At 39.2% G+C, this 23,697-nt stretch carries 21 protein-coding genes and 1 pseudogene; 13 read left to right on the top strand and 9 right to left on the bottom strand.

From position 1 onward, the window contains the following. Nucleotides 1-11: 11 nt before the first annotated feature. Nucleotides 12-659, top strand: coding sequence for a hypothetical protein (locus WA1_RS08905; RefSeq protein WP_017745412.1), 648 nt, complete (start codon nt 12-14; stop codon nt 657-659). A 75-nt stretch (nt 660-734) separates the two neighbouring features. Here WA1_RS08905 and WA1_RS08900 read toward each other — a convergent pair whose 3' ends face one another. The 3 genes from WA1_RS08900 to folD form a co-directional block, all read right to left on the bottom strand. Beyond that, nucleotides 735-1,208, bottom strand: a complete 474-nt coding sequence (locus tag WA1_RS08900; RefSeq protein WP_017745413.1) for a divergent PAP2 family protein — start codon at nt 1,206-1,208, stop codon at nt 735-737. Nucleotides 1,209-1,309: 101 nt separating this feature from the next. Next, nucleotides 1,310-2,236: a geranylgeranyl diphosphate synthase CrtE gene (gene crtE / locus WA1_RS08895; RefSeq protein ID WP_017745414.1), complete on the bottom strand. Its 927-nt coding sequence runs from the start codon at nt 2,234-2,236 to the stop codon at nt 1,310-1,312. 123 nt (nt 2,237-2,359) lie between these two features. Then, complete coding sequence (gene folD, locus WA1_RS08890) at nt 2,360-3,238, bottom strand: bifunctional methylenetetrahydrofolate dehydrogenase/methenyltetrahydrofolate cyclohydrolase FolD (RefSeq protein WP_026134879.1); 879 nt, start codon at nt 3,236-3,238, stop codon at nt 2,360-2,362. Nucleotides 3,239-3,475: 237 nt separating this feature from the next. Between folD and WA1_RS08885 the strand changes: the two genes are divergently transcribed. Then, the gene (locus WA1_RS08885; protein WP_017745416.1) at nt 3,476-3,880 is read left to right on the top strand and encodes a hypothetical protein; all 405 of its coding nucleotides are present in this window, start codon (nt 3,476-3,478) and stop codon (nt 3,878-3,880) included. A 75-nt stretch (nt 3,881-3,955) separates the two neighbouring features. On the opposite strand, the gene WA1_RS08880 is transcribed toward WA1_RS08885, so the two are convergent. Beyond that, nucleotides 3,956-4,564 carry a superoxide dismutase family protein gene (locus tag WA1_RS08880; protein ID WP_026134880.1) on the bottom strand — a complete coding sequence of 203 codons (609 nt, stop codon included), beginning with the start codon at nt 4,562-4,564 and terminating at the stop codon, nt 3,956-3,958. A 340-nt stretch (nt 4,565-4,904) separates the two neighbouring features. On the opposite strand from WA1_RS08880, the gene WA1_RS08875 reads away from it, so the two are divergent. Both WA1_RS08875 and WA1_RS08870 read left to right on the top strand, forming a co-directional pair. Next, nucleotides 4,905-6,029 (top strand): HlyD family secretion protein, encoded by a 1,125-nt coding sequence (locus WA1_RS08875; protein WP_017745418.1) that lies wholly within the window; start codon nt 4,905-4,907, stop codon nt 6,027-6,029. A gap of 98 nt (nt 6,030-6,127) precedes the next feature. Further along, nucleotides 6,128-7,744: a diguanylate cyclase domain-containing protein gene (locus WA1_RS08870; protein WP_017745419.1), complete on the top strand. Its 1,617-nt coding sequence runs from the start codon at nt 6,128-6,130 to the stop codon at nt 7,742-7,744. Nucleotides 7,745-7,788: 44 nt separating this feature from the next. On the opposite strand, the gene rnc is transcribed toward WA1_RS08870, so the two are convergent. Continuing rightward, nucleotides 7,789-8,460 (bottom strand): ribonuclease III, encoded by a 672-nt coding sequence (rnc, locus tag WA1_RS08865; protein WP_017745420.1) that lies wholly within the window; start codon nt 8,458-8,460, stop codon nt 7,789-7,791. Between the two features lie 302 nt (nt 8,461-8,762). Then, the gene (locus tag WA1_RS08860) at nt 8,763-9,512 is read right to left on the bottom strand and encodes an NYN domain-containing protein (RefSeq protein ID WP_017745421.1); all 750 of its coding nucleotides are present in this window, start codon (nt 9,510-9,512) and stop codon (nt 8,763-8,765) included. Between the two features lie 704 nt (nt 9,513-10,216). Between WA1_RS08860 and WA1_RS08855 the strand changes: the two genes are divergently transcribed. The 9 genes and pseudogenes from WA1_RS08855 (at nt 10,217) to WA1_RS08820 (ending at nt 20,171) form a co-directional block, all read left to right on the top strand. Then, on the top strand, nt 10,217-11,017 hold the full coding sequence (locus WA1_RS08855; protein ID WP_272819104.1) for a hypothetical protein: 801 nt from the start codon (nt 10,217-10,219) through the stop codon (nt 11,015-11,017). Then, nucleotides 11,014-11,928, top strand: coding sequence for a DUF1822 family protein (locus WA1_RS08850; protein WP_017745423.1), 915 nt, complete (start codon nt 11,014-11,016; stop codon nt 11,926-11,928). Before WA1_RS08855 ends, WA1_RS08850 begins: the two co-directional genes overlap by 4 nt. A gap of 24 nt (nt 11,929-11,952) precedes the next feature. Beyond that, nucleotides 11,953-14,127: a substrate-binding domain-containing protein gene (locus WA1_RS08845; protein ID WP_017745424.1), complete on the top strand. Its 2,175-nt coding sequence runs from the start codon at nt 11,953-11,955 to the stop codon at nt 14,125-14,127. 28 nt (nt 14,128-14,155) lie between these two features. Continuing rightward, nucleotides 14,156-14,302: a hypothetical protein gene (locus WA1_RS56775; protein ID WP_017745425.1), complete on the top strand. Its 147-nt coding sequence runs from the start codon at nt 14,156-14,158 to the stop codon at nt 14,300-14,302. A 245-nt stretch (nt 14,303-14,547) separates the two neighbouring features. Then, on the top strand, nt 14,548-15,339 hold the full coding sequence (locus WA1_RS08840; protein WP_017745426.1) for a hypothetical protein: 792 nt from the start codon (nt 14,548-14,550) through the stop codon (nt 15,337-15,339). Between the two features lie 639 nt (nt 15,340-15,978). After that, complete coding sequence (locus WA1_RS58590) at nt 15,979-16,938, top strand: hypothetical protein (protein WP_017745427.1); 960 nt, start codon at nt 15,979-15,981, stop codon at nt 16,936-16,938. 7 nt (nt 16,939-16,945) lie between these two features. Next, nucleotides 16,946-17,227, top strand: a pseudogene (locus tag WA1_RS08830) (IS630 family transposase); the annotation flags it as partial. Nucleotides 17,228-17,400: 173 nt separating this feature from the next. After that, nucleotides 17,401-19,200: a DUF262 domain-containing protein gene (locus WA1_RS08825; protein ID WP_017745429.1), complete on the top strand. Its 1,800-nt coding sequence runs from the start codon at nt 17,401-17,403 to the stop codon at nt 19,198-19,200. A 200-nt stretch (nt 19,201-19,400) separates the two neighbouring features. After that, complete coding sequence (locus WA1_RS08820; RefSeq protein WP_272819103.1) at nt 19,401-20,171, top strand: FGGY-family carbohydrate kinase; 771 nt, start codon at nt 19,401-19,403, stop codon at nt 20,169-20,171. A 22-nt stretch (nt 20,172-20,193) separates the two neighbouring features. Here the strand turns inward: WA1_RS08820 and WA1_RS08815 are convergent, their stop codons facing one another. From WA1_RS08815 to modA (WA1_RS08805), 3 genes are read right to left on the bottom strand one after another with little or no spacing between them, the layout of a single operon-like run. Next, entirely contained in the window at nt 20,194-21,939 is a 1,746-nt protein-coding gene (locus tag WA1_RS08815; RefSeq protein WP_017745431.1) for a sensor histidine kinase, read from the bottom strand. 42 nt (nt 21,940-21,981) lie between these two features. Then, nucleotides 21,982-22,767, bottom strand: a complete 786-nt coding sequence (gene modA / locus WA1_RS08810) for a molybdate ABC transporter substrate-binding protein (protein ID WP_026134882.1) — start codon at nt 22,765-22,767, stop codon at nt 21,982-21,984. A 58-nt stretch (nt 22,768-22,825) separates the two neighbouring features. Further along, nucleotides 22,826-23,623, bottom strand: coding sequence for a molybdate ABC transporter substrate-binding protein (gene modA / locus WA1_RS08805; protein WP_017745433.1), 798 nt, complete (start codon nt 23,621-23,623; stop codon nt 22,826-22,828). Between the last annotated feature and the right edge of the window lie 74 nt (nt 23,624-23,697).

The following is a 23,697-nucleotide window of genomic DNA, read 5'->3' as shown; positions in this document are numbered from 1 at the left end:
AGAATAAAATCATGTATCAAGCTATTGCCCGGACATTAACAAAATCTTTAGTCAGTAGTTTATTGCTAGCATTTAGCAGCTTGATTGCTGGTGTAGATTCTGCCATTGCTCAAGGACAAAATCTACCTGTCTGTCAACCTCCCGGTGCAGGTGAGTATCTTTTATTGGTTATTAGTCCCACATCAAATAGTCAAAATCAGTTGCGTCGTGCATTGCCAGGAGAACTCAAGACAACCACATGCAGGTATCTAAAAGATACGGTAACGCGGATAGGTGGATTTCGCAGCATAGACGATGCTAATCGCTGGGCGAGGTACATCAGCCACGTTGTTGCGCTATCTGCTATCATCACAACTCGACCAACAGATGGCGCACCCAGTCAAAACGTCACCTATAAACCCGAGCGATTGGGAGAGGGTTACGCTGTCTTGGTTGATTACTATAACCGTCCAGAAGTTGCCAATGAAGTACGGGAAGTTGTAGGAGGAGATGTGGGTTTTGCTACTTACGGACAACGTCCTTACTTGTTAGCTGTTTATACAAGTAACCAAAAAGATGCATACACTACATTGCAAAAGCTAAGCGAACAAGGCTTTTCTGCTGTATTGGTAGACAGTCGAAAAGTGTTGCTGTTACGCTCAGCTGTACGCTTGCAGTAAACTGGTCACTGGTCACTGGTCATTGGTCACTGGTCACTGGTCACTGGTCATTGGTCACTGGTCACTGGTCACTGGTTACGGATTAACAACTAGTACACCAGTAGATCTCGCTAACCATGATATGGTTATGCCTAAAGCTGAACCAGCTATAACTTGAACGGGTGTGTGTCCCAATAATTCCTTGAGTCGATCGCCGTTAAAATTTGGATGTTCGTGAAATAGTTCATCAATCATTTGGTTGAGGATGCGAGCTTGCTTACCTGCAGCTTGCCTAACTCCTGCTGCATCATACATGACAATAATGGCAAAAACAACGGCAACAGCAAATTCGGAAGAAGCCCAACCTAGAGTTTGTCCAATACCAGCTGCTAGGGCTGTAACCAAAGCGGAATGAGCACTAGGCATTCCTCCTGTGGTTACCAGAACGTTTACGTTAAGTTTGCGATTTTTCACTAACTCAATAACCAGCTTTAGCCCTTGAGCAATCAAACTAGATATCAGAGCTACGAACAGTACTCGGTTTTCTAAAATGTCGCTTATGTCCTGCATACTATTTATGAATTATCAATTATAAATGATGAATTATGAAAAGAAATATGAATGATAAATGGTGACTTGTAAAGCCGTCTTTCATCATTCATTTTCATGCTCTAGTGATTGCGACTTGTTATAAAATGCGCGATCGCAATCAATGCTTGTGCTTTTGCTCCAAAGGGTTCCAGTTCAGCACAAGCCTCTTCAATCAGTTGTTGAGCTTTTGCGCGAGATTCTTCTATTCCCCAAAGACTAGGATAGGTGACTTTATTGGCTTTTAGGTCTTTGCCAGCAGTTTTACCTAATTGCTCGGCGGTTTCCGTAATATCTAGAATGTCATCGATAATTTGAAAAGCAAGCCCAATATTTTGGGAGTAGCGAGATAGGTGTTGCTCTTCTTCTAGTGTTGCTCCTGCCAAAATACCACCACAAACGACACAAGCCTCCAAAAGAGCACCTGTCTTGTGGCTGTGAATAAAATTTAATGTTTCCAGAGGAGTATCCGTTTTGCCCTCTGATTCTAAATCAAGCACTTGACCGCCTACTAATCCAGTTGCTCCAGTTGCTTGACCCAACCGAGCAATAACCTTTAATACCCGTTCTGCAGGAACTTTTTGAGTCTGGGTCGCAACATATTCAAATGCGTAGGCGAGTAAGCCGTCTCCAGCTAAAATCGCAATATCTTCGCCATACACTTTATGGTTAGTCAGCTTACCGCGCCGATAGTCATCGTTATCCATCGCGGGTAAATCGTCGTGAATCAACGACATCGTGTGGATTATCTCTACAGCAACGGCAGTAGGCAGAGCCATTTCAATAGTACCACCAAGCATCTCATTGGTAGTTAGACAAAGAATTGGGCGCAAGCGTTTCCCACCCGCTAGTAGGGAATAGCGCATTGCTTCATAGATTTTTTCTGGATAGCGCACGGGTAAAGCCCGATCCAAAGCTTCATCACAAAGCTGTTTTTTCTCTTTGAGATAAGCTAACAGGTCAAATTTGCCTTCCTGTGAAGTTGTCTGAATATTATCTGCTGCTACCATCCTTAATTATCCTTGATGTTCCGTTATCTACGTAACAATTTTACGGGAAAGAGTCATTAGTCATTCGTCATTCGTCATTTGTAAATGACCAAGAACAAATGACAAAGAACAAATGACCAATGACTAATTTTTTAAACTTTGCCTGTAGCTATTTACAGTATTTTGCATCAACATAGCTACAGTCATGAGACCTACGCCGCCAGGAACTGGTGTGAGAAATTCTGCAACTCCAGCAACTCCTTCAAAGTGAACATCACCCACAATGCGACTGTTACCACTTGAGTCTGTCACGCGATTGATCCCCACATCTACCACAACAGCACCTGGTTTCACCATGTCAGAAGTTATGAATTCTGGACGACCTACGGCTGCAACCAGAATATCAGCATTCTTTGCGATTGACTGTAAATCGTGCGATCGCGAATGAGCGACAGTCACGGTAGCATCTGCTTCGAGTAGCATCAAAGCCAAAGGTTTACCTACTAGAATGCTACGTCCCACCACCACTGCTTGCTTGCCTTGTAGGGGAATTTTGTATTCTTCCAGTAAACTCATGATTCCAGCTGGAGTGCAACTGCGTAAACCCATCTCGCCCCGCACCAGTCGTCCCAAGTTTACGGGGTGCAAGCCGTCAACATCTTTATCTGGAGCAATTCGATACAACAAGTGCTGGGCATTCAAGTGATTAGGGAGAGGCAATTGTATAAGAATACCATCCACTCGCTCATCTTTGTTGAGTGCAGCAATCACTTCCTCCAGTTCAGTTTCAGTCGTTTCTTTAGGAAAATGCCTACCAAAAGATGCAATACCAATCTTCTTACAGGCGCGTTCCTTTCCACGTACATACGCTGCAGATGGCGGATGATCGCCCACCATCAACACTGCTAATCCGGGCGGGCGTCCTATTTTGGGTTGAGCTTCTTTAATGACAGCAGAAAGTTCTTGCTGAATCTTTTCTGCCTTAGCTTTACCATCAAGAAGTTTGGCTGTTTTTGTATCCATCACAATTCGTAGAAGAACGCTACGCAGTGGCATTGCCTTCTCATGCTTTATTAGCATTCGTGCTTAAACACCACATTCAATATCTTCTCAGATTGCTTGTAAGTAGGTAGGTAAAGATAAAAACAACTGTGTAAAGAAATGTAAAAATTGTCCCATGCCCATAACACCCGACTTCACAGATATAAATTGTCACTAGCCGATCCCTGATGCCAAAATTGACAAGTACAGGTATTCATTATGCAAAAAATGAAAAATTTAAATATATTGTTGTTGTATCAGCATGGCATAGTTTTATCCTTACGCTTGGGATTGACAAGTCTCCTTCTGACAGGGGTGTTAAGTTGCACTAATTTGGGTCGGTATGGCTGGAACACAATAGGAGCCAATATTACCCCTATTCAGGAAATCAAACCACAAAAAGAGGATGATGCTACAGTCTACATACAAGGACATGTCGAGAAACGAGTACCTTTGTTAAAGCGGCTAGCATATCAAATTGACGACTCTACCGGGAAAGTGTGGGTACTTACCAATCAAACTGGTATAAAAGAGGGAGATAAAGTTGTTTTTAAAGGTAAAATACGCTATCAATCTATTCCAATTGCAGGAAAAGAGTACGGTGAAGTTTATTTAGAAGAGTAAGTATAATTTGTTAGTGGTTAGTGGTTAGTGGTTAGTGGTTGTTAATAACTACTAACCGACTAACCTACTAAGCCCTCATACACCATAACCTTGAGAATCATACGTTACAACTCCGCAGGCTATCCGTCCCCCACCTGCTTGTGCTGCTAAACCCTCAGCTTGTTGTAGATCCTGCAATTGGTGAATAATAATTGCACTGCCATTGTCGTCAAACACACTGACAGGACTTTCACGTAGAGTTACACGACTGGTGATCGCGTTGTACTTTGCGTAACCGTGTTCATCCACCATTAGGTTTGGCAAATCACCTAAATGGTATGGGTGGTTTGCTTCCACGGGAACTTCTGAAGTAAAAGGACCGGGGTCAAAGTGTCCACCACTGGTGCTGAAAGCAGGTTGAGCATTAGGATCGCACACGCCTACGGAATGAACGTGAAGCCCGTGCAAACCGGGTGTCAGTATAGCCGGATCTCCTTGGATCTCGCCCTTAATCTGTACAGATCCATCTTTTCGCTCTTTGAAAAGTAGAGTACCAGTAATGTTTGTACCTTCAATGTAAGTTTGTGCTACTGGCAGACTCTGGGCCATACTCGGTTGTGCTACTATCAGTTTGCCAATTATTATCAAGCCAAGAGTGAGTCCGAGAACAAATAAAGATTTAATCGGTAAAAATTTAATCTTCATGACTTGTTGTAGTGATAAATTCTTTGGGTATGTTGGTGTTTGTTTTAACTCTAACATTAACCGTATTAAATTGCATAGTACCTTGTGTGGGTATATTCTCGATCGCCATTCATTTAGGCAAATGAGTTAGAGAAAAACACTCTCTGTAATGATTGTTAATGGTCTATATTCAAACTCAGAACAAAAGCGAACTGGATATTTTTGGAACAACTGAAGTATTGGGCGCGTCCTGAAAGCGGACAACACTCGGTCAAAATCAGACTATTGCGATCTTGACGATTGTTACTAATTAATACATCGGTTTAAAAAACCGTAATCGTTGCTTAGATAAAGGTCGCTCATGGAAAGCCTAAATTCTTCACAACAGACTCAGCCAGTTGCAGGACTAAACGAACAAACAACTCTAGTGTCGCAGCAAGAGGCGATCGCTACCAATTCCACTCAGACAAAAACTCATCACAAAAAATCTGTCTCGCTCTCTGTGAGTCATCTACTCCCTAAAGTGACAATCGGCGTGTTGTTAAGTACAGGGGCGATCGCTTCTGGAGTTTACGGTTACAAATCGTGGCAGTATGCTCAAAAATATCAAGAAACTGACAATGCTTTTATCAGTGCAAATATTCAAAGAGTCACATCACGTATATCAGGAATCGTCACTGAAATTGCAGTTAATGATAACCAAATGGTATCTCCCGGAACGGTGTTGGTAAAGCTCGATTCCCGCGATTATGAAGTCTCTTTGTCCCAAGCCAAAGCGTCTCTAGAGTTAGCCAAACAACAAGCCGCTCAGATCCGGGAAAATATGAACGCTGTCACAATTAGCACAATTAATATCCCAGAACCAGTTGCAACAAAACCTGCAAAGAAAGGAACACAGGTTGCTAAATCAAGCAACAAGGACAAACAAGTCAAACCAACCGATAGCAAACAGAGAGTCTCGCAGTTGTCAACCGCTAACTCCCAAAAAGAGATTGACGAGCAAAAGTACAAAACAGCACTAGCTGCGATCGCGCAAAAAGAAGCTGAGTTAAAAAAAGCACAACTCCAATTATCTTATACTAACATTACAGCGCTTGTTCCTGGAAAAGTAGGTAACAAAAACGTCCAGATAGGACAGCAGGTACAACCGGGACAAACCCTAATTACAGTTGTGCAACCAAATCCTTGGATTGTGGCTAACTTTAAAGAAACGCAGTTAGAAAAAATACAGCCCGGTCAAAAAGTGGATGTTAAGATGACTGCTTTCCCCAGTCACAAGTTTAGTGGCACGGTAGAGAGTATGTCTCCCTCATCTTTTGGTAGATTTACTCCTTTGCCACAAGAAAGCGATACACCATTATCTACAAAAAATTTGGATGAGCAAAGAATACCTGTCAAGATAGTGTTTGAACCTAAGAGCATTCGCGGTTTTGAATCGCGGTTATCTCCCGGAATGTCAGCAACTGTTACAGTTGCCATTAAATAAGTCTTTTTGCCACAAATACCAAAGTGTTTTTTAAGAATGGTGTTAAGATCGTCCAATCTTAACTCTTTCTTTAGATTAACACTTTTGTCCTGACCGCAATGTACATTCAAAATCAGGAATTTGATAATAACTATAAAGATGTAAACCTGGCTGTTCGGGAGGATACAGAAGCCCTAAAAAATCATGCAGATTTATTGATTGTTGATGATAATATCGGTAACCTTGCTCTACTCTCTGCTATTCTTAGTCAACAGGGCTACAGGGTTCGGAAAGCAATTAGTGGTGAAGTCGCTTTAAAAGCTATTTTCTTAGAACCACCCGATCTCATTTTGCTGGACATTAAAATGCCAGTGATAGACGGATATGCTGTTTGTACCCAGTTAAAAGCATCTCCCCAAACTTGTGAAATTCCCATTATCTTCTTGAGTGCTTTGGATGAAGCAATAGATAAAATCAGAGCTTTTGAGGTTGGGGGTGAAGACTATATCACCAAACCATTCCTAGCTGAAGAAGTTTTGCTCCGAGTTCGCCATCAACTTAAGATTCAAAAGCAACAGCAAGAACTTAAGGAACACAATCAGAAGCTGCAAAAGGAGATTCAAGAGCGAAGGCAAGCTGAAGCAGCAACTCAACTGTTATTAACCACAATTCATGCAGTTCATCAAGCATCTGATTTCAAGCGTGCTTTGGAAATTCTTTTATGTAAGGTACGTCAAGCTATGGATTGGGACTATGGCGAAGGTTGGATTTTAGGTGACGATATTATGACTTTACAACTGAGTCAAACCTGCCACGATCCAATGCACGATCTATCACTCAATCAATTTCATCAGGCAAGATTAGACATATCCTTTACTGATGGTGTGGGATTGCTGGGTCGGGTTTGGGCAACTCACCAATCGGAGTGGATTGAAGATGTTTCACAAAAGCAAGCGCCTGTTTTTCTTCGGACTGAAGCAGCAATTCGTGCTGGGTTGAAAGCAGCTTTTGGGATGCCGATTGTGTTGCAGGAGCAAGTGCTTGCTGTTTTGGTTTTTTTTAAGCGATCGCCCTTGCCTTACGATCCAAAGTTAGTGCAACTAGTCAATGCTGTTGCGATTGAGCTAGGTGAATTTATACAGCGAAAGCAAACAGAAGAAGCGTTGATACTGACTAACCAGGAACTACAGCGTTTGGCTACCCTGGATGGGTTAACACAAATCAACAACCGTCGCAGTTTTGATGAAGCACTTGAGAGGGAATGGCAGAGGCTTCAACGCAGACAAGCTTCCTTAGCGTTAATTCTCTGTGATATCGATTATTTCAAGTTTTATAACGATTGCTACGGTCATGTGGCTGGGGATAGTTGTCTGAAAGAGGTAGCTAATGCGATCGCACTTACGTGCAAACGTCCGGGCGATTTAGTCGCTCGCTATGGCGGAGAAGAATTTGCTGTATTGCTACCCGATACTGATTTGGAAGGAGCTACTTATGTAGCACAACAGATTCGACAGCAAATTGCCAAGCTAGCCATTCCCCATGCAGCTTCTAGAGCAAATACTTATGTGACAATCAGTATGGGCATTGCTAGCTTAATTCCTACAGTGGAGTGCTTGCAGGAAAAGCTCATCATGGCTGCAGATCGATCGCTCTACAAAGCCAAAGCACAAGGACGCAACACTTACTGTGCATGCTCTTTGGAACAACCTGTAGATTGTTGGGAGTTTTTGCCTTAGCAGCTTAACCAACACACCTGGTGTTACTTGGATTGTTCTCTGATTCATTTTTTCACACGAGCTAGTGCATCCTCAGCCGCCGCCTTTTCAGCATCTTTTTTGCTGCGTCCCTTACCTTCTCCGTACACGCGATCGTTTACAAGTACTTGAGCAGTGAATTCAGGAGCGTGGGAAGAACCACCTGCTTGGACTGTGACATATTTGGGGGGCGTTTGGGTCACGTTACGCTGCACCCATTCTTGAAATTTGTTCTTTGAATCTACACTAGAACGAGATTCAACGACTTTTTCTGGTACGGAATCAAACAGTGGTTCTATAATCTTACGAACTGCGTCTGCATCGGAATCATTGTCTAGATAATAAGCCGCTATCACGGCTTCAAAGGTACTGCTTAGCAAATTGGGATTTTGGTAACCACCTTCTAGAATAGCTCCTTTGCCCAACCGCATCCTTAAGTCTAAGCCAACTTCTATCGCAAACTTTGCCAGTTGCTTTTCATCTACAAGTGCGGAACGGCGACGAGTGAGTTCGTCTTCTTCCTTGTCGGGATGACGGCGATGGAGATATTCAGCACTTAAAAAAGTTAACAAAGCATCGCCCAGAAATTCTAAGCGTTCGTTGTGTTCTCCTGCGTCTGGGTTTTCATGAACGTAAGAACGGTGAGTGAGAGCGTGGCGTAAGAGTTTTTCATTTCGGAATGTCAACAGTTTGTGCATTGGTTGTGTGTTTGATTGTTGGATATGATTTGCGTGTTATGGGCAATCTTATTTGAATTATAAAAATTTTAATGAACCGCAGAGGCGCTGAGGGCGCTGAGGGAAGAAAGAGCGGATTTTAAAAATCAAAACTGGTTCCTATCACAGTATAAGTATTTGCCTTAAAAGTTTGGCAATTCTCTAATTATATGCATCAGAAATTTTAGATGATGATGTCAAAGTTGAAACCCAGTTTATCAAAGTAACTGGGTTTCTAGAATTTACAGAATTTTTAGAGCCAGGAAACTTCAAACCACTCTATGTTACTCTATTAACAATAAATTCTGCTCGTGCATTTTGATTTTTCCATCTCTCTCAACTGCTTCAAGAAATTTACTAAAGCGAGAAAATTTTCCTCCATCCGGGTTACAAATGCAAGCAACTCCTTTATATTTTGGAAATAGCTGACGCATTACGTTGTCAATTTTACCTAGGGTTGCTTGCTTACCTTGATTTAATGCAGTTTTTATAGCTGCTATTAAATAGCCTATAGCTTCATTGTAAGTAATGATAGATTCAATAGCATTGTTTTGACGTTGGTTTTGTTCCTCAGATAACTGCAGTAACTCATCTACATAGTGAACTTCATGAGCAACCTCTTTGAGTATCCGTTTGACATTACCTCGTTGAGCTAGGACTATGACCTCTACACCTAATTTTTTTAACATGACAACTAGATGAGCAAAGTCCCCATCACCAGATATAAGAATAACTATGTCCGGAGGCTGGCTACTACTCATATCTTCCAGTACGTCAAATACGAGTTGATTATCTGCACTATTTTTTAAAGCGCAAGGTACATCAACAAATTTAATACCAAAAATTGGTGACTCATCTTTTACCACTACTTGCGCTTCACGTAGGGAATTATAGTAAACTTTTATGCCGATTATCAGCCCTTTAAGATTGGCATAAATTCGCAAAAGTTTCACTCGCTCTTGAGTTAAATACACGTTCTGAGAATCCCAATAAATCGAAATGCGCTGCGGCTGTATTTTTTTTGTTTTGAGCATATTACTTGCTTCCTAAAATTTGCAATATGCAGCAAAAAAGCATCTAGAGCATTGGTACATTAATCTCAAAAACCCAGTTTCTTTCGTTAAGTTAACGAGATATTAATCCTTTTAGCAGAAAAAGACTGGGTTTTTTGCCCCCATGTTAAATACTGTACCAAGGCTCTATTGTGAGAAATTTCACTGATGAAAATTTCCCAAAACAATCACTTACAAACTCATTTGGTTCGGGTCTCAGATGTATCCTCTCAACTATCCTGCCTAGTGCCGGATTATCCAGCTGGCTGAACATTCAGCCAAATAGCCAACGTAGTTTTATCTTGTGGATATACTAGTCAGCAATAGTTAAAAGTTAAACTGAATATCCAGCCAACGGGATAACCTGACATCAGGCAGGATAGTTGGGAGGATACACCTGAGACCAAACAAAACCAACATTTCACGTGTTAGTGATGAGGCTTTTTTGGCTGCGTATTTTTACATTATTACCAAGTTATATTTTTTGTCAATGGGGTCATTCAACTTATTTTTCACGATTTAATTTCATAAAAAGTCTGATGAGGGTAGATAGAACTATAGAAACCTTACAAAGGCGGGTAGCCCTTTTAACAGTGACCAGTGACCAGTAACCAGTGACCAGTGACCAGTAACCAGTGACCAGTGACCAGTAACCAGTGACCAGTTAATCTCCAGATTGAATGGAAATGATAACCACCATATCTTCTGAAAATCAGTTAAACTCAAGCTGTTCAAGTGCTTGTCTCTTGGAATTATACGTAGAACAAGCATGGCAGTTGCGGGGAAAACTTGCTGTGGATGAACAACTGCAAAATCTCATTCATGAGGTTTGCCGTCATGCAGATTTAACTGCGGAGCGGCAAAAAGCTCTCAATCGGCTGCTCGTACAACTACAGCAACTACCTGGTATTTATAAGTCTACTCACCAAGACTATCCTCAAGCTTTAAATGATACTTGGCAGTGGGTTTGTCGCAGTATCTGTGATTTTCAGCCACGTCATTCCTTAGTGCAACAAAGCTTGGTAAGTTGGATCAATGGCTACCTTAAGTGGAGAATCGTGGATTTGTATGCTAAGGACAATCAAAATGTTACCAGTTTAGACAAACCAATACGGAATGATGATGGAGACCAAATCACTCTGTTGGATTTCCTACCCGATTCCCAATTTACAAGCCTTTCTTTAGACTTATTAGATATTAAAATTCTTCAAGTGCAAGAAGGAGAACGCCAGCGTCTCGGTCAACAAATAAAGGGACACATTATACAAGATACTCAAGGAACACTCAGTGTGTGTCATCCGCGAAAACACCCAGAATGTCATTGTCAGTTATTAGCAAAACGTTTGCTTTTGCAGGAACCTCCTGAAAAAATTTCTGACATTGCCAGAGAGTTTGAAATGAACAACCAAACCCTTTATTCACATTGGAAGCAAAAATGCCTTCCTTTATTAGTAGATATTGGACGAAATTGTGGGTATAAACCATGACTAGCACACAATCACAACCTATAAGTGTTCCTTTGGGTAAAGATGCTCATCGTTGGGCTGAGATGTTTGCCTCAGAACAAGCTACACCCCAAAAGGGTAAACAAGTCTATCTCAATACTTTAGCTGTTTGTGCTGTTCACAGTTATTTAAAATGGCTGATGGTTGAAACCAATCTCACAAGCAGTGACAGTTGGGAACCGGGTTTGCGGGCAATTTTTAATGTCGCGGATTTGGTTATTCCCAATGTAGGAAAATTGGAGTGCCGTCCGGTGCTACCTGGTGAGCTTGCTTTTGAGTTACCAATGGAAGTTTCTCAAAATAGAATTGGTTATGTGGCAGTTCAATTTCACAGTCAGTTGAATTCCGTACAATTACTGGGATTTGCTCGTGCCATAAATGCTGATGAATACCTTGAAATAGTCCAATTGGCGCAACTACAGCCTTTAGATATTCTCATTGAGACTATTAACTCTATCCAGAGCAACCAATCAGAACAATTTTTTGTCAACTTGCGTCAGTGGCTTGAGGGAATTTTTAACCAAGACTGGCAGCCTGTTGAATTGGCACTGGCAGGTAACTTTAGGCACATAACTCATGTAACCAATTCTGTGAGTCGGGTAAAAGAAATTGATTTGGTCGATCGCCTGTTACTACTTGTTGTGGAAGTTACACTTACGGTAACTGAGTCAGTTAATATTCGTTTGCGTCTTTATCCAGGTAACAATGGAATTTATTTGCCGGAAAATTTACAGTTGGTTTTGTTTGATGAAGCAGGAAGTGCTTGTATGGAAGCACAATCTAAAAAAACTGACAGTTGGATGGAATTGGAGTTTAGTTGCCAACAAAGCGAAATGTTTAGTGTCAAAGTGGTGTTAGAAGGGACAAGTCTGACTGAAAAGTTTATTGTCTGAGCATCAAATAACAGGATACTCTGTATGGGCATTGTCAAGATTAAAATTAGGCGAACATCAGAAGAGGGCTTTCTAGTTATTCTGACAGCAACAAATCGAGAGTATGAAACTGAGGGTTTTCTTTTAACACTTCCACCAGAATTAGAAACTTCTTTTACTCAATGGCAATCCGCTTATCGTCAAATTGAAGATGTACGATCTTGCATTGCTCCCGCACCAGGTTTGCGTTTAACACCAATAAGTGTCACGGTTCATTCCAACTTGGAACACACCCAAGCGCTGAAAACTAACCTGAATGAGTGGTTGAATTCGGGGGATAGTAAATGGCAACCGATTCGGGATGGATTGATTGCGATCGCCCAACAACTGCATTCCTCAGGTGAAGAAATTCGAGTAATTCTGGATGCCAAAGATATTAACTTGCGGCGTCTCCCTTGGCAAGAGTGGAGTTTATTTGAACAACACTATCCTCAAGCGGAAATTGCCTTAAGTGCGCCCAAAACAACAGACCACAAGAGCGTTGCACGTCCCAACAGTTCAAAAGTCAGAATTTTAGTAGCAGTGGGAAGAAGTGACGGGATTAATACCACCGATGACATAGAAGTTGTTCGGCGCTTGGAGGAACTTGGGGCGGAAGTTGTCTGTTTGATGCAACCGAATCTCAAAAATTTGTGTGAAGCCCTTTGGGACGAACAGGGCTATCACATCTTCATTTTTACCGGGCATAGTGGGAGTCGAAAAGATGGGCAAATTGGGTGGATAGAAGTTAATGATAGCGAAAGTTTAAGTATTGAGGAATTTAAGGAAGCATTAAAAGAAGCGATCGCTAAAGGATTGCAATTGGCAATTTTCAACTCTTGCGATGGTTTGGGCTTAGCCAACCAACTGGCTGAGTTACATTTGCCTCAAAGCGTCGTGATGCGGGAACCCGTACCAGATCCTGTGGCTGTGGAGTTTTTGAAACACTTTTTTCAAGAGTTTACTCGCAATAAATCTTTATTTGCTTCGGTATTGAAAGCCCGCAAACGTTTGGAACATTTTAAATCCCGTTATCCCGGTGCTGTTTGGTTGCCCACAATTTGTATTGCGTCTAATGTAGAACCTCTGACTTGGCTTTCTTTGAGTGGGAATTATCCTAAAGCTACAGTTTCAAAGCTGTCAACTGCGAAATTTGATCGCTCGCATCTCCCAATTCTCAAAAGTCAAAAAGCAGCTTTGTTGGCTGGGATGATGGGATTGTGTCTTGGTTGTGCGATCGCGATCCCTGCTACTATTGTTCTCAACCAGCGATCGGAATCAGCACAACAGCCCAAACAATCTAGCATCAAATCCATCACCGTTCTGTCTGGAACTTGGCTGTATGGTGGAAGTACAACTTGGGCACCCATTCGTGGTTTGGTAGATCAGAAAATTAAACAGGAATTGCCTGAATTTAACTTGACTTACACTCAACATCCTACTTTACCACCCGGTTCGGGAACTGGTATCAAGATGTTATTAGATGGTCAGATTTCTTTCGCTCAGTCTTCCAGACCAATTCTAGATAAAGAATACGAACTGGCGGCTGCGAGGGGTGTGAAACTCAAACAGGTTCCTGTGGCAATTGATGCGATCGCGATCGCAGTTCACCCCATTTTAAAGATTGAAGGTTTAACTGTAGAACAATTAAAAGGGATTTATACAGGTAGGATAACCAACTGGAGCCAGATAGGTGGCCCTAATGTAAAAATCACGCCATTATCTCGCCCATTAAATAGTGGAACAAGTGAATTTTTCAAAGAAAATATTTTAGAAAACCAAGTTTTTGGTTCAAATATTGTCTTTATTCCTACCACCACTCAAGCACTCAATAAAGTTGGCAATTTTCCAGAAGAAGGGGCTATTTATTATGCTTCAGCTTCTGAAATTATCAAGCAGTGTACTGTGAAAACTTTACCGGTCAGTCGTCATAAAGGAAGTGCTTTAATTTCTCCAGAAATAGAAAGTTCTGAGCCGGGAGGTAAGTGTCAGAGACAATACAATAAGCTCAACCTTGAGGTTTTGCAAAATGGAGAATATCCATTGACTCGCCGTCTATTCGTCATTATTAAACAAAACGGTCAAGTGGATGAACAAGCGGGAGAAGCTTACGCTAGTTTATTGTTAACAAGAGAAGGGCAAAAGTTAACCGAGAAAGCTGAGTTTATTCCCATGCGATAATCTATAATATAAGTTTATTTTTCTTTAAATGACAGCAACAATTGCTATACCCATCAGCCAGATAGAGTTAGCACTTGGTAGCGCTATTAAGATTGATGGAGTGACTTGGGAAAACTATATTACACTCCTGAGGGAACTTGGAGACAATCGCCCACCAGTCGGGCATTTCCTTTAATTCGTGCAGAACAGTTGAATCAGTGGCTGCAGTTAAGAAGAACTGGGACGGATTTAACTGTTGTCAGGGCTATTAGGCAGTTTTGCCGGGAACAAAGGGCTTGATTAGGACTCTTCTTCACCGGAAGTGGAAAAGAAAGGGCGGTTCGCGAAAATTATGACTCTACTAAAAGATTTGCTATAACCGTTAAGAAGTGTTAAGTTTAGCAGCCAGCAGCCTGTGCTGAAAATTTGAGCAGTCATATTATGACCCAAAACTACCAAGTTCGAGAACAAGAAACCATTTTGCAAGATCTAAATGGCTACAACCCAAGTGTGTTTCCAGCTTTCCACCAAACTGTTCACAGTCATTTTCCTGGAACTTTGCCATTAGAAAGCTATATGAGCAAGACCTATGAGTGCTTGAGTGACCATGGCTTGACTGATGAAAACACAATGGGAATGGTGGCTATATGTCGTGATGAGATTACAGATCCACTCTTTGATGCAGTCATTAGATACTGGGGTAAGACATTCAACTGTTGCAGCTTAGCAGGGTTTGTCACAATGGGCAAAACGGGTTTGGCAGCAGCATGTGACCATACTCCCATCTTTGAAGGTTTGCGTCGTTTTACTTTTTATGCCATGCCTCATATTGCTATTTCTCGGTATGGCGAGATTGGGAAAGTATATCGCAAAGGTCTCGACAAACCCTCTCATGCTTGCGGTGCATTGGAAGCTATTGTCAAAGAACTTGAATTAGGATGTCTCAATCTAGAAACTGATATGCAAGATATTGAGCAAAGTATTGTTCGGCAGAAAATCCTTTCTACCCTCAAATATGGAGATAAACCCGATCTAGTTGGGATTACAAAGTTAGCTTGCCAAATTATTTCTCAAGATATAGAAAAGCTTTTGAAGACTTTAAACTCTTCTGTATTCAATTATGCTGTCATGACAGGTATTCAAATCCACGGACCTTTAGAGACACAATGGGTCTACCCTCAAAATTTTTATGTTGTTGGGTCTGAGGGAAAAAAAGAGATTGATTTATTATAGGACGCTTTCGTTGTAATTTTTTCTCTATTGGCAGCTACAAGCTATGCAATTGTTAGTAGTAGGTTAGCGGATTGCAATAATCAGTGTTCTGAACTCCCGTTATTCAAACCTTAAAACCTTAATAAGGGATCTCTGCTCGATACTATTATACATATTGAGCAGAGAGCCGTGTAATATCAAGTCCGCTTAATCAGTTATTAAAAAACTTGCGTCTTTCTTTGCGCCTTTGCGTCTTTGCGTGAGTTTTAAATCATAATTATTTAACCGGACATGATATAACAAACGACAAGATTTTCAGAGGGTTATATTGCAACAAGCCAGATAGTAAGCTCAGTATTTACTGGGCAATGTCGGTTCCTGAAGTAGGCTTTATCAACAAGAAACAATCAAAATCAAACAACTGCGTGAAAGGAAGTATGTTGATTCACCCACTAGTCGGGCATTTCCTTTAATTAGTGCAGAACAGTTGAATCAGTAGCTACAGTTAAGAAGAACTGGGACGAATTTAACTGTTGTCAGGGCTGTCAGGCAGTTTTGCCGTGAACAAAGGGCTTGATTAGAAGAGTTAAGTTTTGATAAGGTCATTTACCTTATATTTATGGCAAAATATATTTATAAACCGTCTTTAAAGAAATAAATATGACATTGCAACCTGCTGTATTCAATATTTCTAGGTTATTAACTCTTCAGATAGAACGTGACTTGTACGTATTGAGAGACAAACTTGAGGCTATTGTTAACCTTCAAAACTTTGAGCATATAAGTCTGGAAAATTTAAACAATCTTAAAAAATTCCTTAAGGAAACTGTTGAAATTCATAATATTCTAAAAAAAAGACACGCATTAATCCAAGTTAGTCAAATATTATTGCAATTAAAAGATATTAATAACCCGCCAACAAGAAAAATTTGGCTACATATAGATAATATTGAGTTTTTGAAAAGGCAAGCCGTAGTTTACGCCAGCCTTTTAGAAGGAGTAAATTTTCTAGCGGCTGCTGAAAATGAGAATGATTTAGCTGTCAAATTAAAAGAATATGTTAATGGATTTGAACTGATTGCCACAACGGTAGAGGATAGTTGGCAATTTTTATCTGGTGAAGTTTGTAAGCAAATTGAAATAGCTGCTAATACAATATTACAAATTGAATTGGAAATTAGACACAAAAAACAAAAAACTTATCTAGATTTTGAAGATACCGCTAAAAACTTACGTCGTTCTGTAACTTCTACACTTTGGATGTTAAATAGACTGGTAGAAACTCATAAAATAGAAGAAGTTCACACTTTGCAAAATTCTTTTAAACCCTTTTTAAAACATAAGGGGGAAACTCCAGAGGAACAACTCTTGAAAAATCAAGATGCAATGAAATTATTGAAAAGTTGGATTGAAGAAGAGGTGTCAGAAGCAGAAGCGAAAGAACGAGAAAGATATTTTGAAACTTTTCAAGAAATCATGGATAATGAACGACCATCTGGTTATAAACTTTCAAGCACCTGTTGTCTTAGCCGATCGCCATCTCTTGCAGTGGGTGAACGAACCCATAAGTATGATGTCCGCCAAATCAGCCATAATATAAATCAGAATGCATTTGAGTGAGATCGCAATGCCAAGACGAGTAACAATTGAGCCACATCTAAGCCTAGAAGAACTAGAAAGAAGTTACTGGCAAACCAAGGAACTTATAAAGCGGACACACTACCAGACAATTTGGTTGTTAGCTAAAGGTACACGAACTGAAGAAGTGGCAGAAGTTACAGGGTATAGCCGAAGTTGGATTTACGAGTTGGTTTGGGGCTACAACCGGATTGGAGCAGAAACCTTAGGGGATCAACGCAGTTCAAACCAAGGAAGCAGCGAACCGCTTTTGGATGATGTACAGCAGGCATGACTTTGGCAAGCACTTGCATTGCATGAGCTAGCTGCTTAATTATGGGTAATTTGCCGGAAATTATATTACGCTATTGCTGCTGGGCATCGTTCATAAAGGAATAATACGGGCATTTTAATTTTTTAAAATTTTTCGCAATAATACTTGTTAGCAAGGAAGGGATAGTAATTATGAGTACAGCAAACATTCAATCATCTCCTGTTCAAAGAGAACTTTCAATAAGAAGCGAAAGTATACAACGAATTTATAATTTTTATGTAAATAATCTCTTTTATGCTAATAGAAGATATCAAAGAAAATTGGTTTGGACTATCGAAGAAAAAAGAGCATTTATAGATTCAATTTTACAAGGATTTCCAGTTCCTATTATCTTATTAGCAGAAACAGAAAAAGACAAAAAATCTGTATTTGAAATTATAGACGGAATGCAAAGATTAAATGCTATTACTGCTTTTATTGAAGGAGAATTTGATATTAAAGGTAAATATTTTGATTTGCAAACAATGGTGGAATCAAAATCCAAATTAGACCAAGAAACATTAGTGCAAAAAGAACCTATTCTTGAAAGAAAATATTGTGAAATAATAGGCAGTTATATTCTTCCACTCTCTGTTTATTACTTCGATGATAATGATAAAGTTGACGAGATCTTCAGAAGAATCAACTCTAACGGTAAACATTTATCAAAACAGGAATTACGTTCAGCAGGAGCAACTTCTAAATTTGCTAATTTAGTTAGAGTAATTTCAAGCGAAATAAGATCAGACGCATCAGCTTCAGACATTATTCTTCTTAATGAGATGAAAAAAATTAGTATTACTAATAAACAACTTGAATATGGTATCAAAATTGATGATATATTTTGGGTAAAAAATAAAATTTTAACAAAACAAATGCTGAGGCAATCAGAAGATGAACAAATTGTTGCTAACATTATTGCATATATTACACTATACCCTGAAATTCCCAAAAGTAGTGCTTCCGTTTTAGATGAATATTATGGTTTTAAAAATTGTGAAAATCATGAAAAGATAGAAACTTTATTAGTATTAAAGCAAACCGAGTTTATTAAAAAACAGTTTATGATTATTTATAATCATATTCGTGAAATATTAAAAGAATCTAACAAATCTTTTTGCGATTTGATAAGTTTAAATAATCTCAATTATATGCCACGCCCTTTTCAAATAATATTTTTAAGTTTTTACGATTTAGTATTTCAGGAGCAAATGGAAATAGCTAATTATGATGGATTAGTAAAATCTTTAAAAAATATTAATCATGATATAACTACTACTAGCGGTCCGACATGGAGCTATCAAAATAAAAGGCGTAATATAGACAAAGTTAAAGGAATCATTAGAAAGTTTTTTAAAAAAAGGGATAATAACGATCCTGCTAAAGATTCATGGTTAACAGAATTTGAAACTCTACTAACTCAATCGAAAACAGAACAAACTTTATATGACTTTAAACAAGGTTTTACACAACTAAATCAAAGAGGAGAATTTGATCAAGGAAATTTTAGCAAAATAATTCAAACTTTAACTGCAATGGCAAATCATTCTCCTAATGCAATTGGTTATGTTTGTGTTGGAGTAGTAGATAATGATCAGACAGCACAAAGGATAAAAGAATTATATAATATTGATCCCGTGGATTATAAAAATTTCAAGATAACAGGAATAGAACATGAAGCAAACAGATTACAGGGAAATCTTGATAGTTTTTATCGCTGGATAATTCAACAAATTAAATTAGAACCTATTCCTCAAATAGCTAAAGATACCATAGGTAGAGAAATTAAAATAATTAATTATTATGATAAATGTGTAGTTATCTTTTGTTTAAAAGCTGGAGATCCCATACCATACGATAGAAAATTTTATCAGCGTATAGGTTCAAATATTGATGAAATTAAACTTGAAGAATATGCAGAGCTTTTTAAACGTTTCTCTAAAAATACCTAGAGACTATATAGCAATCCTACTTGAATCTTGAAATAAAGAAACCCGGTATCTCCCAGATACCGGGTTTCTAAGGCTCAGTAATTGTTCAAAAATCAAATAGGAGTCCTATATAACCCAATACGGTTCAGATAAAACCGGAACCCTTATCAGGAAAACAATGTAGAGACGGCAAACTGGTACTAAATCTTCGCAAGGATTGCTTGAGCCGCAGCTTCATCGGTTTGGACATCTCATCAAGCAACCTGAACCGAGGTAGTTTGAGTATTGGCACATCGGGGGTCATTTTTGCACCGTGCGTAGGCGTAGCCCGTCGTAGACATCGCCCAATTCCCGATCCAGAAGGTCGGGTGCATTTGTTCTGTCATGTGGATGGGGGTTATCATCTGCTGGGAGTGACACTGGCGGGTGGTGGTTCTCTGCGTTGGTATCGGGATACATTTGCACCGCATATATCCTATACCGAGCTGATGGAAATAGCAGAGCGATCGCTTCCAGGTGCGCGTGGTGTACTATTTTTGCCCCACCTATCAGGAGAGCGCAGTCCCCACCTCGATCCAAATACTCGGGGTGCTTTCGTGAATCTGTCATTAGCTCATACGCAAGCAGATATCATTCGTGCTGTTCTAGAGGGAGTTGCATTCAGTCTGCGGGAAGCTTTGGAACTCATCAGCGCGATCGCCCCCGTTCATCAACTCTTAGCAACGGGTGGAGGAGCACGCTCTAACATCTGGTTACGAATTTTATCCGATGTTTTGCAAACAGAACTCATTGCTCCCAAAGCCGAAGAAGGAGCAGCTCACGGAGCCGCTATTTTGGCAATGGTGGGCGTAAGTGTTTACCCTGTCTTAGAAACTGCACTCAAGATACTACCACAGGATAGTCATGTGGTACAGCCCCAGGCAAATCTTTTGTATGAAGCAGGGTTTAAGCGATACGAGCGACTTTACGATGCTTTGCAAGCTGTTCGTTGAGCGGGGTTGAATTTCACTCTGACTAGAGTGAATGTATCTGTTGAATTGGAAGAGAGACGGCAAATTCTGTGCCTTGATTTGGTTGCGATTTGACAAGAATTTTGCCACGATGCTTTTCTATTATTTGATAACAAATTGACAGCCCTAAACCAGTTCCAGAACCCACTGGTTTTGTGGTAAAAAAAGGATCGAAAATTTTGTTTTGAATTTCCAAAGGTATACCTACTCCATTATCTCGAATTTCTACCTGAATTGAATCGGAAGCAATAATTTTTGTTTGAATCACTATTTCTTTTTGTAATTGTTCGCTAGCACTAATTAGAGCATCTATAGCATTACTTATAAGATTCATAAACACTTGGTTAATCTGTGCTGGATAGCACTCTACCAATGGTAAATTGCCGTATTTTTTGATAATTTCAATTTTATCTTTGATCCGATTATTGAGAATCAATAATGTATTGTCAATTCCTTCATGCAAATCAACGTACTTGACCTCTGCTTCGTCGAGACGGGAAAAATTTCGTAAAGATAACACAAGTTGGCGGATGCGTTCAGCACCCATTTTCATAGAACCTAAGATTTTGGGCAAATCGGAAATGATAAATTCTAGCTCGATTTCCTCAATTCGTTCCTCAATTTCAGTCTCAAATTGAGGATACTTCTGCTGGTAAATATATATGAGTTCTAACAAATCCTGAACATAATTTTTAGTATGTTCGATGTTACCATAGATAAAGTTAATCGGGTTATTTATTTCATGGGCAATACCAGCAACCATCTGTCCCAGACTCGACATTTTTTCAGTTTGGATCAACTGGCTTTGAGCAAGATTCAATTCTTCAGTATATTCCGCAACTCGTTGGATCAGTTGATTGAGAGATATGGTTAATTGACCAACTTCATCCTCTGTTGTTACGGGCGCAAAGAGGGTAAAATTTGACTCTTTTGTAACTTGTTGAGCAATTTTGGTAGTTGCTTCGATAGGTGAAGCAATCATCCAGCTAGTGTACATAGCTAAGATAGTTGCAAGCCCTGCTGCTAACATGAGACTAATCACTAAAATAAGTGTCCCTATTACTTTAGCTCGATCTAAGGCTTGAACAGTTTTTTTAGCTTCTTTGTCTTGAATTTCGCTAATAAGCAAAGACATTTCTTGTGAAACTTTATTAACTGCTAAATCAAGTTTTTTGCTTTTCTTAGTCACACTGAGTAAAGATACGGAATCAATCGTGTTTGCTCTCCAAGTAGATGCAGATTGTTTTTCTATTACTTCTAGCCTTTGAGCATACTCTTTAATAGAATCAATATAAGTTTGGATTGACATTTTAACTGTCTGAATTTTTTCTTTTTTATTGATAAAAAATTGTTCTGACTCTAAAATATCTAAGTAATTCTTAGTTTGATAAAGCAATTGATTGACCGCAGCAATATATTCTAAAAACCGAGAGTATTCTAACTCTAACCTAACTGGCTCAGTTAAGAAATAAATGAGTTTTGGTGTTTGAGTGTGAGCTTGTAATGTAGATGCCTGTAAATTATTTAGAAGTAATATAATTTCTTGAGACTCAACTAGTTGTTTTTTGGCTTGAGATTGATAATAATTTTCTATAATTTTCCCACCAGTAGCGCCCAGTATAGCAATTCCAATAGCAAGAGCATACCCATAGGTAATTTTTTGTCGAATACCTAATTGACTAAAGAAATGTTTTAACTTGAATTGATACCTAAATATGGGTAGCGAAGTAAATTCTTGCCTGATAGACATAAAATATTATGAATAAGTAAAACAACTCTAATAAAAGATAAACTATTTTCTAGCTCGATCGTCCCTTGCGATCGCAAATCCATATTTCACAAACACAGCACTGGCTTGGTTACTTTCCAGAAATTGGATAAACTCTTTAGCTTCGGGAATATGCGGGCTAGCTTTAAGTATAGCTACACTATACATACTAGGAGAATGAGAGTTTTCAGGTGCGATCGCCACAATCTTAATTTGACTTGCGTTGATGGCGTCTGTGGCATAAACAATACCTGCATCTGCTTGTCCCGTTTCCACAAAACGAGCTGCACCAAAGCCAACTTTAGAAAAAAGTAATTTTGGTTTTACTAGGTCTAAAATCTTTAAAGATGTTAAAATTGTTTCAGCGTGTTGACCAGAACTTGTAGTCTTAAAGTTACCTACAGCAATCGTCTTGACTTGTTTACCAGACAAATCATTGAATGTAGATACACCAGTAGAATTCTTTGGCACAATCAAGACTAATTTGTTATTAAGTAAATGTTTACGAGTCTTTTCAAACAGAAACCCTTTTGACTGCAAATCATCCAAAAATTCCGAGCCTCCTGTAAAGAAAATATCTATGGTTTCTCCCTGCTTAATTGAGTCTTTAAGGAAACCACCACTGCTAAACTTGTAAGTAATAGATACGTTTGGCTGTTGCTGAGTATAAATTTTTTTAATTTCCGTCATAGCAGGTTGTAAACTTTGACCTGCTGAGACGTTTAAACTAATTGTTTTTGCCTCTTGTTTTCTACAACTGACTAAAACTAGAGATAAGATAGCTAAGGGAAGGTAAAAACTGCATTTCATAGTTATCAAGTCTGGAACTTTGACTGAGAAATAATTATTAATAAGATTTAAGTCCTGGTTAATTTGATCTCTTAGAATTAACAACAAATCGATACTTAAGAAACACAGCTTCAGCGCGATCGGTTTGAAGAAATTGGATAAAATTCCTAGCTTCAGGGGTATTTGGGCTAGTTTTAAGTATGGCTATGGGATAAACAATCGGAGAATGAAGCTCGTGTGGTGAAAGCGTTACCATCTTTACTCCTTCCGATAAAATAGCATCTGTTGCATAGACCAGACCTGCATTTGCCTTACCATTTTCTACAAAACTCAGTATTTCATTATTTTTAGACATGAACACAAATTTTTGTTTGACTTGGTCTAAAATTCCAAGATTCATGAAAATTTCTAAAGCATATTTACCTGATGCTTCTTTTGTGCGATCGCCTAAAGCAATTTTCTGAATTTGCCTGCGAGTCAAGTCTTTGAAATCAGAAATATTTTTAGTATCCTTGGATACAATCAATACTATTTGATTTTTCAATAAATTCTGACGAGTACCTGCAAGAAGAAAATTTTTAGACTGTAAATTATCTAAGCTTTTAGAGTTGCTAGTGATGAGAATATCCACTCTAGCACCCTGCTCAATTAACTTTTCTAAAGTTCCAGAATTGGCCAGTTTATATTTAATAGTAATATTGGGATTGTCTTGGTTATAAATTTTTTGAATATCTGCCAAAGCGCTTTTTAAGCTAGCACTAGCATATACCGTTAAAGTTATAAATTTTGATTCCTTTTTAGCTGGGGTACAGCTAAGAAAAAATACAGACAAAATAGCCCAGTAGATTAGGGTTAAAAAAAAGGGGGATTTTCTCATGAGGATAGGTTTGGGCTAGTTTTAGCAAACACCCAAATTAATAATTGCCTAGTTTTAATGCTCGGCGCGATACA

It is taken from the genome of Scytonema hofmannii PCC 7110, from assembly GCF_000346485.2.
GTDB lineage: Bacteria > Cyanobacteriota > Cyanobacteriia > Cyanobacteriales > Nostocaceae > Scytonema > Scytonema hofmannii.
Note: the sequence above shows the minus strand (reverse complement) of the source record. Positions and strands in the feature narration are given on the sequence as shown.